Raw genomic sequence first — 13,817 nt, forward strand, 5'->3', positions numbered from 1 at the left:
GACGACGCCCAGGGGGGCATATGAGGCACCGCGCGAGATCGATCCTCGCCGCAAGCGCACTCGTCTTCGCAACCACACTCGCCGCCCTACCCGCGGCGGCCCAGGCCCGGCCCGGCCCCGCAGCACCCGCGGCGGACGAGGTACGGGTCTACGACGCCGACATCACCCGGGAACAGGTCCCGCTCGTTCTCGCCGCCGGCCAGGACGCCCACGAGCTCACCGAGCGCGCCCCGGAGACGGGGACCGCACGCGTCGAGCTCTTCCTCACCGGCGGCCAGGCGGCGGACCTCGCCGCCCAGGGCGTGAAGCTCGCCGAGCGCAAGGTCCCGGCCCAGGGCCTGGCCCGTGCCAAGGCCGCCGGCGACGGGGTGTTCCGCCCGTACAGCGGCAAGGGCGGACTCCAGGAGGAGATCCTGCGGACCGCCCAGGAGAACCCGGGGCTCACCAAGGTCGTCTCCATCGGCAAGACCGTCCACGGCAAGGACATCCTCGCCCTCAAGGTCACCAAGAACGCCAAGAAGACCCGGGACGGCGACAAGCCGTCCGTCCTCTACATGTCCAACCAGCACGCCCGTGAGTGGATCACCCCCGAGATGACCCGGCGGCTGATGCACCACACGCTCGACAACTACGGCAAGGACCCGCGGGTCACCAAGCTGGTGGACTCCAGCGAGCTGTGGTTCCTGCTCTCCGCCAACCCGGACGGGTACGACTACACGCACGCCTCCGACGGGCAGCGGCTGTGGCGCAAGAACCTGCGCGACAACAACGGCGACGGCACGTCCGGCCCCGGCGACGGCGTCGACCTCAACCGGAACTTCGCCTACAAGTGGGGCTACGACAACGAGGGTTCCTCGCCGAACCAGGCGAGCGAGACCTACCGCGGCCCGAGCGCCTCCTCCGAGCCCGAGACCCGCGCCCTCGACGCCTTCCAGAAGCGCATCGGCTTCGAGTACGCGATCAACTACCACTCGGCCGCCGAGCTGATCCTCTACGGCGTCGGCTGGCAGGTGGCCACCCCCACCCCCGACGACGTCGCCTACAAGGCGCTCGCCGGCACCCCGGAGAACCCCGCCATCCCGGGCTACTACCCGCAGGTCTCCTCGGAGCTCTACACCACCAACGGCGAGGCCGACGGCCACGGCGCCAACGTCAACGGCATCATGATGTTCACGCCGGAGATGACCACCTGTCAGACCGCCTCGGCGATCGACCCGAACGACCCGTGGAGGCCCGAGGACTGCGCCTCCGGCTTCAACTTCCCGGACGACGAGAAGCTCATCCAGGCGGAGTTCGCCAAGAACGTCCCCTTCGCCCTCGCGGTCGGCGAGAGTGCCGCGCACCCGGACCGCCCGGCGTCCTCCGTGGGCCTGAGCGCCGCCGACTTCACCCCGGACTCCTTCACCACCTCCTACGCGGCCCGCGGCGAGGACCAGAGGGTTTCCGTCACGGCCCGCAAGGCGCTGAAGGACAAGGAGCTCAACTACAGGATCAACGGCGGCCGCACGCACGACGAGGACCTCGAAGCCTGGAAGGGCGGCGACGTCTACGGCGGCGAGGACAACAACTGGTTCGACGAGTACCGCGCCGAGGTCGAGGGCGCGAAGCCGGGCGACAAGGTCGAGGTCTGGTTCACCGGCCGCGACCGCTCCGGCAGGCAGGTCTCCAGCGAGCGCTTCACGTACACGGTGGCCGAGCGGCCGCGCGCGGACGTGCTGGTGATCGCGGAGGAGGGGGCCCCGGCCCAGCACGCACGGACCTACGTCGACGCCCTGCGCGCCAACGGCAGGTCCGCGGCGGTCTGGGACGTCGCCGTCCAGGGCGCCCCGCACCACCTCGGGGTGCTCTCCCACTTCCGTACGGCCGTCCACTACACCGGCGCCAAGACCCCCGGCGGCGACACGCAGCTGGCGGTGCGCGACTTCCTCAACGAGGGCGGCAAGTTGATCGAGGCCGGTGAGCTGGCGGGCGGCAACGCCCAGGTCGGCCGCGCCGTGACCAACGACTTCAGCCAGTACTGGCTCGGCGCGTACGGTCGCACGAGCACGCCCGGAGCCACCGGCTTCACCGGCGCCGGCGCCCTGAACGGGGCGACGGGCGGCATCGGCGACGCCGCGGGCAACCCGCTCAACGCCCCCGGCGGGTACACCGTGACCTCGGAGACCCTGGCGCCCGCGCAGTTCCCGCAGTTCAAGAGCGCCCAGGGCGGCCGGTTCAGCGGGGTCGTGAACCCGTACGCCCCCTACGCCGGGGCCCAGATGGCCTCGGCGCTGCACACCGACGACGACTGGAAGCGGCTGGTCCGCACCCTCGACCTCACCGGTGTCACCGCGGCCGACCAGCCGAAGCTCAAGCTCGCGCTCAACTGGAACACCGAGGAGGGCTACGACCACGCCGCGCTGGAAGCCCGTACGGCGGGCGGCGACGACTGGACCACCCTGCCCGACACGGGCGGCCTGAGCAGCACCACGGTTCCGGAGGAGTGCGCGGCCGGATTCTTCATGAACGGCCACCCGTTCCTGCGCCGCTACCTCACCCTGGACAGCGGCGGCTGCACCCCGCAGGGCACCAGCGGCGCGTGGAACAGCTTCACCGGTTCCTCCGGCGGCTGGAAGCAGGTCTCCTTCGACCTGAGCGCGTACGCGGGCAAGACCGTCGAGGTCTCGCTCTCCTACATCACCGACCCGGGCTCGGGCGGCCGCGGCGTCTTCGCGGACGAGGCGCGCCTGTCCGTCGGCGGCGCGGACCAGGCCGTCGAGGGGTTCGAAACCTCCCTCGGGGTCTGGGCGGCCCAGGGGTCACCTGCCGGAAGCCCTGATGTTCCCGGCGACTGGTCCCGTTCCGGGGAGTTGTTCAAGTCCTATGCGGCGGTCACTACGCGTGACACGGTGCTCCTGGGCTTCGGCCTCGAGCACATGCCCGCGGCGGCGGACCGCAACCTACTCGTCGGTAAGGCGCTCCGCACGCTGAACCGCTGATCAGAGGCCCCTCCGTCACTCACCCTGAGTGACGGGGGCCAAGGTCCCCGGGGTCCGGTTCCGGAGCGTCAGGAACGGGACCCCGGGGCGTGTCAGGCCCCGACCGATGTCACCCAGAAGCTCACGGAGAGGTAGGGTCGTAAGCGGTCGGGGACATCCCATACAGCTCGCCGGCGCTCTTACCGGCGCACCAACGAGGAGATCGGTTCGTGACGATCCGCGTAGGCATCAACGGTTTTGGCCGAATTGGCCGTAACTATTTCCGGGCGCTCCTGGAGCAGGGAGCGGACATCGAGATCGTCGGTGTCAACGACCTGACTGACAACGCGACCCTGGTGCATCTGCTCAAGTACGACACCATTCTGGGCCGCCTGAAGCACGAGGTCAGCCACACCGACAACAGCATCACCGTCGGCGGCCAGACGTTCAAGACCTTCGCCGAGCGCGACCCCGCGAACCTCCCCTGGGGTGAGCTGGGCGCCGACATCGTCATCGAGTCGACCGGCATCTTCACGAAGAAGGCCGACGCCGCCAAGCACATCGCCGCCGGCGCGAAGAAGGTCCTCATCTCGGCTCCGGCCAAGGACGAGGACATCACCATCGTGATGGGCGTCAACCACGACAAGTACGACGCGGCCAACCACCACGTCATCTCCAACGCCTCCTGCACCACCAACTGCGTGGCGCCGATGGCCAAGGTCCTGGACGAGAACTTCGGCATCGTCAAGGGCATGATGACGACGGTCCACGCGTACACGAACGACCAGCGCATCCTGGACTTCCCGCACTCGGACCTGCGTCGCGCCCGCGCCGCCGCCGAGAACATCATCCCGACCTCCACCGGTGCCGCCAAGGCCACCGCGCTGGTTCTTCCGCAGCTCAAGGGCAAGCTGGACGGCATCGCGATGCGCGTCCCGGTCCCGACCGGCTCGGTCACCGACCTCGTGCTGGAGCTCTCCCGCGAAACCACCGTGGAAGAGATCAACGCGGCCTTCCAGAAGGCCTCCGAGGGTCAGCTCAAGGGCATCCTCGACTACACCGAGGACGCGATCGTCTCTTCCGACATCGTGAACTGGCCCGCGTCCTGCACCTTCGACTCCTCCCTGACCATGGTTCAGGACGGAACGCAGGTCAAGGTCGTCGGCTGGTACGACAACGAGTGGGGCTACTCCAACCGTCTCGTCGACCTCACCGTCTTCGTCGGCGGTCAGCTCTAAGCACGCAGGGCAAGGCACCACGATGTGAGCACAGGGTCCGAGCAGCGCGACGATGCGCCGCACGGGCCCTGTTGCTTGCCTCGTTCTCCCTTCCTCGCCCTTCGAGTGAAGGACACAAAGGAGCAGGAACACATGAAGACGATCGATGAACTGCTCGCCGAAGGCGTCAAGGGCAAGCGGGTCTTCGTCCGCGCGGACCTGAACGTCCCGCTGGACGAGGGCACCATCACCGACGACGGCCGCATCCGCGCCGTCCAGCCCACGATCGCGAAGCTCGCCGCCGCCGGCGCCCGCGTCATCGTGGCCTCGCACCTGGGCCGCCCCAAGGGGACCGGCGCGGAGCCGGCCTTCTCGCTCGCCCCGGCCGCCGCCCGCCTCGGCGAACTGCTCGGTACGGACGTCGCGTTCGCCACCGACACCGTCGGGGCCTCCGCCAAGGAGACCGTCGCGGCCCTCACCGACGGCAAGGTCGCCGTCATCGAGAACCTTCGCTTCAACGCCGGTGAGACCTCGAAGGACGACGCCGAGCGCGGCGCCTTCGCGGACCAGCTCGCGGAGCTCGCCGACGTCTACGTCGGCGACGGTTTCGGAGCCGTCCACCGCAAGCACGCCTCCGTCTTCGACCTCCCCGCCCGCCTGCCGCACGCGGCCGGCGGCCTCATCGCCACCGAGGTCGGCGTCCTGAAGAAGCTCACCGCCGAGGTCGAGCGCCCGTACGTCGTCGTCCTCGGCGGCGCCAAGGTCTCCGACAAACTGGCCGTCATCGACGAGCTGCTCGGCAAGGCCGACCGCATCCTCATCGGCGGCGGCATGGCCTACACCTTCCTCCACGCCAAGGGCTACGAGGTCGGCATCTCCCTGCTCCAGAAGGACCAGGTGGAGGTCGTCAAGGAGTACATGAAGCGCGCCGAGGACACCGGCGTCGAGCTGGTCCTGCCGGTCGACGTGCTGGTCTCCGCGGAGTTCCCGGACCTCAAGGGCAAGACCCCGGCGAACCCCGACACCGTCGACGCGGACAAGATCCCCGCCGACAAGGAGGGTCTGGACATCGGCCCCAGGACGCGCGAGCTGTACGCGTCGAAGATCGCCGATGCCAAGACCGTCTTCTGGAACGGCCCGGTCGGCGTCTTCGAGCACCCCGACTACGCCGGAGGCACCTCGGCCATCGCGCGGGGCCTGCTCGACAGCAGCGCCTTCACCGTCGTCGGCGGTGGCGACAGCGCCGCCGCGGTCCGCATCCTGGGCTTCGACGAGAATGCATTCGGCCACATCTCGACCGGTGGCGGCGCCTCCCTCGAATACCTCGAGGGCAAGACGCTCCCCGGCCTCGCCGCCCTGGAGGGCTGAACCCCGATGACTGATGCCGTGAACGGCCGTACCCCGCTGATGGCGGGCAACTGGAAGATGAACCTCAACCACCTCGAGGCCATCGCCCACGTCCAGAAGCTCGCCTTCGCCCTCGCCGACAAGGACTACGACGCCGTCGAGGTCGCGGTCCTGCCGCCCTTCGTCGACCTGCGCTCGGTCCAGACCCTGGTCGACGGCGACAAGCTGAAGATCAAGTACGGCGCCCAGGACATCTCGGCGCACGATTCCGGTGCCTACACCGGCGAGATCTCCGGCCCGATGCTGTCGAAGCTGAAGTGCACGTACGTGGCCGTCGGCCACAGCGAGCGCCGCCAGTACCACGCTGAGAACGACGAGATCTGCAACACCAAGGTCAAGGCCGCCTTCAAGCACGGGCTCACCCCGATCCTGTGCGTCGGCGAGGGCCTGGACGTCCGCAAGGCCGGCGAGCAGGTCCCGTACACGCTGGCCCAGCTCGACGGCGGCCTCAAGGATGTCCCGGCCGAGCAGGTCGAGTCCATCGTGATCGCGTACGAGCCCGTGTGGGCCATCGGGACCGGCGAGGTCGCCACCCCCGACGACGCCCAGGAGGTCTGCGGGGCGATCCGCGGCCGTCTCGCGGAGCTGTACTCCCAGGAGCTGGCCGACAAGGTCCGCATCCAGTACGGCGGCTCCGTGAAGTCCGGGAACATCGCGGCGATCATGGCCCAGCCCGACGTCGACGGCGCCCTGATCGGCGGCGCGGCGCTGGACGCGGACGAGTTCGTCAAGATCGTCCGCTTCCGCGACCAGTGAGTATGCGGTAGGGCGGATCCGTCGTACCCTTGCGGGGGCCAGAGGCTGGACCACCAGCCGCTGGCCCCCGCGCCATCTCGCAAAGCCGGAAAGCCTGAAAAGCCAGAAAGTAGGAATCAGCCGTGATTATGGGGTTCTCGATCGCCCTGATCGTCTTCAGCGCCCTGCTGATGCTGCTCGTGCTGATGCACAAGGGCAAGGGCGGCGGCCTTTCCGACATGTTCGGCGGCGGCATGCAGTCGTCGGTCGGCGGCTCCTCCGTCGCGGAGCGCAACCTGGACCGCATCACCGTCGTCGTCGGTCTGCTCTGGTTCGCGTGCATCGTCGCGCTCGGCCTGATGATGAAGTCGAGCAGCTGACCGTTCTCGCCATTCCGGCAGTCCGGTCGGCACTGCCCGGCCTATCATGAGGTCCGGCGTTCAGGCGTGGAATCAGTAACTCCGCTCACTGGACGTGCGTTGGGCCTTACGTAGACTTGGGCGCTCCGCGGCGGAATATCCACTCATACTCCGCGGCACCATCACGCAGGGAGTTACGACCGTGGCAAGTGGCAACGCGATCCGTGGTAGCCGGGTCGGAGCGGGGCCGATGGGTGAGGCGGAGCGCGGCGAGTCCGCGCCCCGCCTGCGCATCTCCTTCTGGTGCTCGAACGGGCACGAGACGCAGCCGAGCTTCGCCAGCGACGCGCAGGTGCCGGACACCTGGGACTGCCCGCGCTGCGGGTTCCCGGCCGGCCAGGACCGGGACAACCCGCCCGCGCCGCCGCGCACCGAGCCGTACAAGACGCACCTGGCGTACGTACGGGAACGGCGCTCGGACGCCGACGGCGAGGCGATCCTCGCAGAGGCGCTCGCCAAGCTCCGCGGCGAGATCTGACGCCACCCGACGTGTGTGACGTGAGGCCCGGCCCCACAGGAGGTTCTCCTGTGGGGCCGGGCCTCTTTGTGCGCGTTGTGCCGCTTGTGATCCCTTAAGTTGGAGAACGGCGGGGCACGACAGGACGGAAGAAGTGGGTTGATGGCCGAGATGAAGGCAGGCAGCGGTACGAAGCTCAACCGGACGCCCGAGTGGCTGGCACTCGGGAAGCACCGGGAGCAGTTCGGGCAGACGCATCTGCGGGAGCTGTTCGAGGAGAACCCCGGGCGCGGCGCCGGCTACACCCTGCGGGTCGGGGACCTGCACATCGACTACTCGAAGCAGCTCGTGACCGACGAGACGCTCGCACTGCTGCGCGAGCTGGCCGCCGCCACCGGCGTGGCCGAGCTGCGCGAGGCGATGTTCCGCGGCGAGAAGATCAACACGACCGAGGACCGGGCGGTCCTGCACACCGCCCTGCGCGCGCCGAGCGGGACCGTGGTCGAGGTGGACGGCGAGGACGTCGTCCCCGGCGTGCACGCCGTCCTCGACACGATGGCGGCCTTCTCCGACCGGATCAGGTCGGGGGAGTGGACCGGCTTCACCGGCAAGCGCATCAAGAACGTCGTCAACATCGGCATCGGCGGCTCCGACCTGGGTCCGGCCATGGCGTACGAGGCCCTGCGCGCCTTCGCCGACCGCGCCCTGACCGTGCGCTTCGTGTCCAACGTCGACGGCGCGGACCTGCACGAGGCCGTACGGGACCTGGACCCGGCCGAGACGCTGTTCATCATCGCCTCCAAGACGTTCACCACCATCGAGACCATCACCAACGCCACCTCGGCGCGCGGCTGGCTGCTCGCCGGGCTGGGCGGCGAACAGGCCGCCGTGGCACGGCACTTCGTGGCGCTGTCGACGAACGCCGAGAAGGTCACCGACTTCGGCATCGATCCGGCCAACATGTTCGAGTTCTGGGACTGGGTCGGCGGACGCTACTCCTTCGACTCGGCCATCGGTCTCTCGCTCATGATCGCGATCGGTCCGGAGGCCTTCCGGCAGATGCTGGACGGCTTCCACCTGATGGACGAGCACTTCCGCAGGGCGCCCGCGGAGGAGAACGCGCCGCTGCTGCTGGGCCTGTTGGGGGTCTGGTACGGCGCCTTCTTCGACGCGCAGTCGCACGCGGTGCTCCCGTACAGCCACTACCTCTCGCGTTTCACGGCGTACTTGCAGCAGCTGGACATGGAGTCGAACGGCAAGTCCGTGGACCGGGACGGCGATCCGGTGGAGTGGCAGACCGGTCCGGTGGTCTGGGGCACGCCCGGCACCAACGGGCAGCACGCCTACTACCAGCTGATCCACCAGGGGACGAAGGTGATCCCCGCGGACTTCATCGGCTTCGCCCGGCCGGTGGCCGAGCTGGAAGCGGCTCCGGCGGCCCAGCACGACCTGCTGATGGCCAACTTCTTCGCCCAGACCCAGGCGCTGGCCTTCGGCAAGACTGCGGACGAGGTGCGCGCCGAGGGGGCCCCGGAGTCGCTGGTCCCGCACAAGACCTTCCACGGGAACCACCCGACGACCACCATCCTGGCGACCGAGCTCACCCCGGGCGTGCTGGGCCAGCTGATCGCACTGTACGAGCACAAGGTGTTCGTCCAGGGCGCGGTGTGGAACATCGACTCCTTCGACCAGTGGGGCGTCGAACTCGGCAAGGTGCTCGCCAAGCGCATCGAGCCCGCGCTGACCGAGGGCGCGGACGTGCCGGGCCTGGACGCCTCGACGAAGGCCCTCGTCGCCACCTACCGGGGGCTGCGCGGCCGGAGCTGACCTCGCGGGAACGCGAAGGGCCCGCTCTCCCCGGGGGAGGGCGGGCCCTTCGCGTCGCAGTGGTCAGGAGGCCGGGGGATACATCCCGGACGGGAGCTTGGCCGCCGCAGCGCGGTCCAGGAGCCACAGGGTGCGGGAGCGGCCGTAGGCGGCCGCCGCAGGGGCCTGGACCTCGCCCGCGCCCCCGAGGGCGAGGGACACCGCGCCGGCCTTGTCCTCGCCCGCGGCCAGGAGCCAGACCTCACGGGCCGCCCGGATCGCCGGGAGAGTCAGCGAGATCCGCGTGGGCGGGGGCTTCGGGGCGCCGTGGACGCCCACCACCGTCCGATCGGTCTCGCGGGCCGCCGGGTGCTCCGGGAAGAGCGAGGCCACGTGCGTGTCCGGGCCGACGCCCAGCATCAGCACGTCGAAGGTGGGGACCGGGCCGTGATCCTCGGGGCCGGCCGCCTTCGCCAGCTCGGCCGCGTAGGCCGCCGCGGCTGCGTCCACGTCGGCCCCGTACGGGCCGTCCGAGGCCGGCATCACGTGGACGCGGGCGGGGTCCACCGGGACCGAGTCCAGGAGGGCCTCGCGGGCCTGGGTGTGGTTGCGGTCGGGGTCGTCGGCGGGGACGTACCGCTCGTCGCCCCACCACAGGTCGAGGCGGGGCCAGTCGATCGCGTCGCGCGCCGGGGCGGTGGCCAGGGCCGCGAGGAGGCCGTTGCCGTTGCGTCCGCCGGTGAGGACCACGGACGCGCTGCCGCGGGCCGCCTGCGCGTCCACGATCTTGGTGATGAGCCGGGCCGCGGTGGCCTGGGCCATCAGTTCCTTGTCCCGGTGGACGACGACCTGGGGAGTCGTCATACCCATGTGCTGCCGCCTTCTGTGTAGTTCGGGGTGCGGTGCTGCGGGTGCGGGTGCCGCTGCGCGGAGCCTCTCCCGGGCGCTGCCCGGACCCGCGCCTCAAACGCCGGCGAGGCTGAAAGAGCGGGGCTCCGCCCCGGACCCCGGGCCTCAAACGCCGGCGAGGCTGGTCTTTCAGCCCGTCCGGCGTTTGAGCCCCGCAGGGTCCCGTTACTTGGCCGCGGACTTCTTCGCCGGCTTGGGCGCCGGCTTCGCGGCCGGAGCCGGAGCCGGAGCCTCCGCGGCCGCGGCCGGGGACTCCTTGGCCGGCTTCGGAGCCTTGGCCGAAGCCGGGGCCGGAGCCTGGGCCGACGACTGCTCCAGCCTCGCCACGCCGAACTTCAGCGCGGACTCGTACGTGTTGTCCGGGTCCAGCCGGCGCAGCTCCTCCGCCAGCAGCTCGGCCGTGTCGCGCCGCTTGAGCGCCACCGCACGGTCGGGCTGACCCGGCATGCACAGCGTGGCCAGCGCCCCGTCCGCCCGGTCCAGGACGATGTCGCCGTCCTTGGTGACCAGACGTACGGCCGTCAGGCCGGGACCCGACGACAGCGTGCGCTCGACGGGGACCCCCAGCCGGTCCGCGAGCCACATGGCCAGCAGTTCGCAGCTCGGGTTCTCGTCCTCGCCCTCGACGGTCGCCGAGGCGACCGACAGGGACTGCTGGTCGAGCGCGGCCGCCAGCATCGAGCGCCACGGGGTGATCCGGGTCCACGCCAGGTCGGTGTCCCCGGGGGCGTACGCCGCCGCCCGCGAGGCGAGCGTCCCGATCGGTTCCTCGCAGGAGTACGTGTCCGTGATCCGGCGCTGACCCAGCGTGCCCAGCGGATCGCCCGCCAGGTCCGTGGGCGGACCGCCCGGCCACCAGACGACCACGGGGGCGTCCGGCAGGAGCAGCGGGAGAACCACCGACTGGGCGTGGTCGACCAGCTCGCCGTGAAGGCGGAGCACGACCGTCTCACCGCTGCCGGAGTCCGCCCCGACGCGGACTTCCGCGTCGAGCCGGGCCTCGCGGCGGCTGCGCGGCGAGCGGCTGGCCCGCTTGATGACGACGACGATCCGCGAGGGGTGTTCGTGGGACGCGTCGTTCGCCGACTTGAGCGCGTCGTACGCGTTCTCCTCGTCGGTCACGATCACCAGCGTGAGGACCATGCCGATGGCCGGCGTGCCGATGTCCCGGCGTGCCTGCACCATCGCGGCATTGATCTTGCTGGAGTTGGTCTCCGTGAGGTCGATCTTCATGGCCGGCGCCAGCTCCGTCCGTCTCGTGCGAGCATCTCGTCCGCCTCGACCGGCCCCCAGGTGCCCGACGGGTACTGAGCGGGCTTGCCGTGCTTGTCCCAGTACTCCTCGATCGGGTCGAGGATGTTCCAGGACAGCTCGACCTCCTGGTGACGCGGGAAGAGGTTCGCGTCGCCGAGGAGCACGTCGAGGATGAGCCGCTCGTACGCCTCGGGGCTCGACTCCGTGAAGGACTCGCCGTAGGCGAAGTCCATCGTGACGTCCCGGACCTCCATGGAGGTGCCCGGAACCTTGGAACCGAAGCGCACCGTCACGCCCTCGTCCGGCTGGACCCGGATGACCAGGGCGTTCTGCCCCAGCTCCTCGGTCGCGCCCGACTCGAACGGCAGGTACGGCGCCCGCTTGAAGACCACGGCGATCTCGGTCACCCGGCGGCCCAGGCGCTTGCCGGTCCGCAGGTAGAACGGGACGCCCGCCCAGCGGCGGTTGTTGATCTCCAGCCGGACGGCCGCGTAGGTGTCGGTCTTCGACTTGGGGTCGATGCCGTCCTCTTCGAGGTACCCGACGACCTTCTCGCCGCCCTGCCACGCCGCCGCGTACTGGCCGCGCACGGTGTGCTTGCCCAGGTCCTCCGGCAGCTGCACCGCCGTCAGGACCTTCAGCTTCTCCGCCACCAGCGCCTTCGGGTGGAAGGAGCCGGGCTCCTCCATCGCGGTGAGCGCGAGCAGCTGCAGCAGGTGGTTCTGGATCACGTCACGGGCCGCGCCGATGCCGTCGTAGTACCCGGCCCGGCCGCCGATGCCGATGTCCTCGGCCATGGTGATCTGCACGTGGTCGACGTACGACCGGTTCCAGATCGGCTCGAACATGGTGTTGGCGAAGCGGAGCGCCAGGATGTTCTGGACGGTCTCCTTGCCGAGGTAGTGGTCGATCCGGAAGACCTCGTCACGCGGGAAGACCTCGTGGACGACCTTGTTGAGTTCCTCGGCGCTCTTCAGGTCGTGTCCGAAGGGCTTCTCGATGACGGCACGCCGCCAGGAGCCCTCCTTCTGCGCCAGCCCGTGGTCCTTGAGCTGCTGGACCACCTTGGGGAAGAACTTGGGCGGGACCGACAGGTAGAAGGCGAAGTTGCCGCCCGTGCCCTGTGCCTTGTCCAGCTCCTCGATGGTGGCCTTCAGGGTCTCGAAGGCCGCGTCGTCGTCGAAGTCGCCCTGGACGAACCGGCAGCCCTGCACCAGCTGCTGCCAGACCTCCTCGCGGAACGGCGTGCGCGAGTGCTGCTTGACGGCCTCGTACACCTCCGTCGCGAAGTCCTCGTGCTCCCACTCCCGGCGGGCGAAGCCGATCAGGGAGAAGCCCGGTGGCAGCAGGCCGCGGTTGGCCAGGTCGTAGACGGCAGGCATCAGCTTCTTGCGCGACAGGTCACCCGTAACGCCGAAAATGACCAGGCCGGACGGCCCCGCGATGCGCGGGAGCCGCCGGTCCTGTGCGTCACGAAGCGGGTTCGCTCCGTTAACAGACAAAGTGTTCAGGCCTCCGTGGGGGCAAGGCGCTCAAGCTCCGCCTCGGTCGACTTCAGCAGGTCGTTCCAGGACGCCGCGAACTTCTCGACGCCCTCGTCTTCGAGCAGCTGCACGACATCGTCGTACGAAATGCCCAGCTTCGCGACCGCGTCGAGCTCGGCGCGGGCCTGCTCGTAGGTGCCGCGCACGGTGTCACCGGTGATCTGACCGTGGTCCGCGGCGGCCTCCAGCGTGGCCTCCGGCATGGTGTTCACCGTGTTCGGGGCGACCAGGTCGTCCACGTACAGGGTGTCCTTGTACGCCGGGTCCTTGACGCCCGTCGAGGCCCACAGCGCACGCTGCTTGTTGGCTCCGACCCGCTCCAGGGCGGTCCAGCGGTCCGAGGAGAAGACCTCCTCGTACGCCTCGTAGGCCAGACGGGCGTTCGCGAGCGCCGCCTTGCCCTTGAGGGCCTTGGCCTCGTCGGTGCCGACCGCGTCCAGGCGCTTGTCGATCTCGCTGTCCACGCGGGACACGAAGAAGGAGGCGACCGAGTGGATCAGGGAGAGGTCCAGGCCGGCGGCCTTGGCCTTCTCCAGACCCGCCAGGTACGCGTCCATGACCTCGCGGTAGCGCTCCAGCGAGAAGATCAGCGTGACGTTGACGCTGATGCCCCGGCCGATGACCTCGGTGATCGCCGGCAGGCCGGCCTTGGTCGCCGGGATCTTGATGAGCGTGTTCGGGCGGTCCACCAGCCAGGCCAGCTGCTTGGCCTCGGCGATGGTCGCCGGCGTGTTGTGCGCCAGGCGCGGGTCGACCTCGATCGACACGCGGCCGTCCTGGCCGTCGGTGCGGTCGTAGACCGGGCGCAGGATGTCGGCGGCGTCGCGGACGTCCGCCGTGGTGATCATGCGCAGGGCCTCTTCGACGGTGACCTTGCGGGTCGCGAGGTCGGTGAGCTGCTGCTCGTAGCCCTCGCCGCCGCTGATCGCCTTCTGGAAGATCGCCGGGTTGGTGGTGACACCGACCACGTGCGACTGGTCGATGAGCTCGGCCAGGTTGCCGGACGTGATGCGCTTGCGGGACAGGTCGTCCAGCCAGATCGCCACGCCTTCGTCGGAGAGGCGCTTGAGTGCGTCTGTCATGGGATTACATCTCCTACTTGTGGTTCCGGA

Annotated in this window: 11 protein-coding genes; 7 read left to right on the top strand and 4 right to left on the bottom strand. The window is 69.8% G+C overall.

Features of this window, described 5'->3' with window-relative positions:
• The first annotated feature begins 20 nt into the window (after positions 1-20).
• The 7 genes from OG534_RS27870 to pgi all read left to right on the top strand — a co-directional run bounded on the left by OG534_RS27870 (position 21) and on the right by pgi (position 9,019).
• Positions 21-2,978, top strand: coding sequence for a M14 family metallopeptidase (locus OG534_RS27870; protein ID WP_326591607.1), 2,958 nt, complete (start codon positions 21-23; stop codon positions 2,976-2,978).
• 209 nt (positions 2,979-3,187) lie between these two features.
• Positions 3,188-4,195, top strand: coding sequence for a type I glyceraldehyde-3-phosphate dehydrogenase (gap, locus tag OG534_RS27875; RefSeq protein WP_326591608.1), 1,008 nt, complete (start codon positions 3,188-3,190; stop codon positions 4,193-4,195).
• Positions 4,196-4,327: 132 nt separating this feature from the next.
• Positions 4,328-5,542 carry a phosphoglycerate kinase gene (locus OG534_RS27880; protein WP_326591609.1) on the top strand — a complete coding sequence of 405 codons (1,215 nt, stop codon included), beginning with the start codon at positions 4,328-4,330 and terminating at the stop codon, positions 5,540-5,542.
• An 18-nt stretch (positions 5,543-5,560) separates the two neighbouring features.
• Entirely contained in the window at positions 5,561-6,337 is a 777-nt protein-coding gene (gene tpiA / locus OG534_RS27885) for a triose-phosphate isomerase (protein ID WP_326593897.1), read from the top strand.
• Positions 6,338-6,465: 128 nt separating this feature from the next.
• Positions 6,466-6,696, top strand: coding sequence for a preprotein translocase subunit SecG (secG, locus tag OG534_RS27890; RefSeq protein ID WP_069919772.1), 231 nt, complete (start codon positions 6,466-6,468; stop codon positions 6,694-6,696).
• A 181-nt stretch (positions 6,697-6,877) separates the two neighbouring features.
• Positions 6,878-7,213, top strand: coding sequence for an RNA polymerase-binding protein RbpA (locus OG534_RS27895; protein ID WP_010352468.1), 336 nt, complete (start codon positions 6,878-6,880; stop codon positions 7,211-7,213).
• Positions 7,214-7,363: 150 nt separating this feature from the next.
• Positions 7,364-9,019: a glucose-6-phosphate isomerase gene (pgi, locus tag OG534_RS27900; protein WP_326593899.1), complete on the top strand. Its 1,656-nt coding sequence runs from the start codon at positions 7,364-7,366 to the stop codon at positions 9,017-9,019.
• A gap of 63 nt (positions 9,020-9,082) precedes the next feature.
• On the opposite strand, the gene pgl is transcribed toward pgi, so the two are convergent.
• The 4 genes from pgl to tal form a co-directional block, all read right to left on the bottom strand.
• Positions 9,083-9,862 (bottom strand): 6-phosphogluconolactonase, encoded by a 780-nt coding sequence (pgl, locus tag OG534_RS27905; RefSeq protein WP_326591611.1) that lies wholly within the window; start codon positions 9,860-9,862, stop codon positions 9,083-9,085.
• 210 nt (positions 9,863-10,072) lie between these two features.
• On the bottom strand, positions 10,073-11,140 hold the full coding sequence (opcA, locus tag OG534_RS27910; protein ID WP_326591613.1) for a glucose-6-phosphate dehydrogenase assembly protein OpcA: 1,068 nt from the start codon (positions 11,138-11,140) through the stop codon (positions 10,073-10,075).
• Positions 11,137-12,663 (bottom strand): glucose-6-phosphate dehydrogenase, encoded by a 1,527-nt coding sequence (gene zwf / locus OG534_RS27915; protein WP_326591614.1) that lies wholly within the window; start codon positions 12,661-12,663, stop codon positions 11,137-11,139. Before zwf ends, opcA begins: the two co-directional genes overlap by 4 nt.
• Positions 12,664-12,668: 5 nt before the next feature.
• Complete coding sequence (gene tal, locus OG534_RS27920; protein WP_326591615.1) at positions 12,669-13,787, bottom strand: transaldolase; 1,119 nt, start codon at positions 13,785-13,787, stop codon at positions 12,669-12,671.
• Positions 13,788-13,817: the final 30 nt, after the last annotated feature.

The sequence above is a fragment of the Streptomyces sp. NBC_01294 genome (assembly GCF_035917235.1).
Classification (GTDB): Bacteria; Actinomycetota; Actinomycetes; order Streptomycetales; family Streptomycetaceae; genus Streptomyces; species Streptomyces caledonius.

What these genes read in the sequence shown, in the direction of transcription:
- pgl (WP_326591611.1), bottom strand. Translation starts at nt 9,862, where the DNA reads ATGACGACTCCCCAGGTCGTCGTCCACCGGGACAAGGAACTGATGGCC.
- secG (WP_069919772.1), top strand. Translation starts at nt 6,466, where the DNA reads ATGGGGTTCTCGATCGCCCTGATCGTCTTCAGCGCCCTGCTGATGCTG.
- pgi (WP_326593899.1), top strand. Translation starts at nt 7,364, where the DNA reads ATGAAGGCAGGCAGCGGTACGAAGCTCAACCGGACGCCCGAGTGGCTG.
- tal (WP_326591615.1), bottom strand. Translation starts at nt 13,787, where the DNA reads ATGACAGACGCACTCAAGCGCCTCTCCGACGAAGGCGTGGCGATCTGG.
- OG534_RS27880 (WP_326591609.1), top strand. Translation starts at nt 4,328, where the DNA reads ATGAAGACGATCGATGAACTGCTCGCCGAAGGCGTCAAGGGCAAGCGG.
- OG534_RS27870 (WP_326591607.1), top strand. Translation starts at nt 21, where the DNA reads ATGAGGCACCGCGCGAGATCGATCCTCGCCGCAAGCGCACTCGTCTTC.
- opcA (WP_326591613.1), bottom strand. Translation starts at nt 11,140, where the DNA reads ATGAAGATCGACCTCACGGAGACCAACTCCAGCAAGATCAATGCCGCG.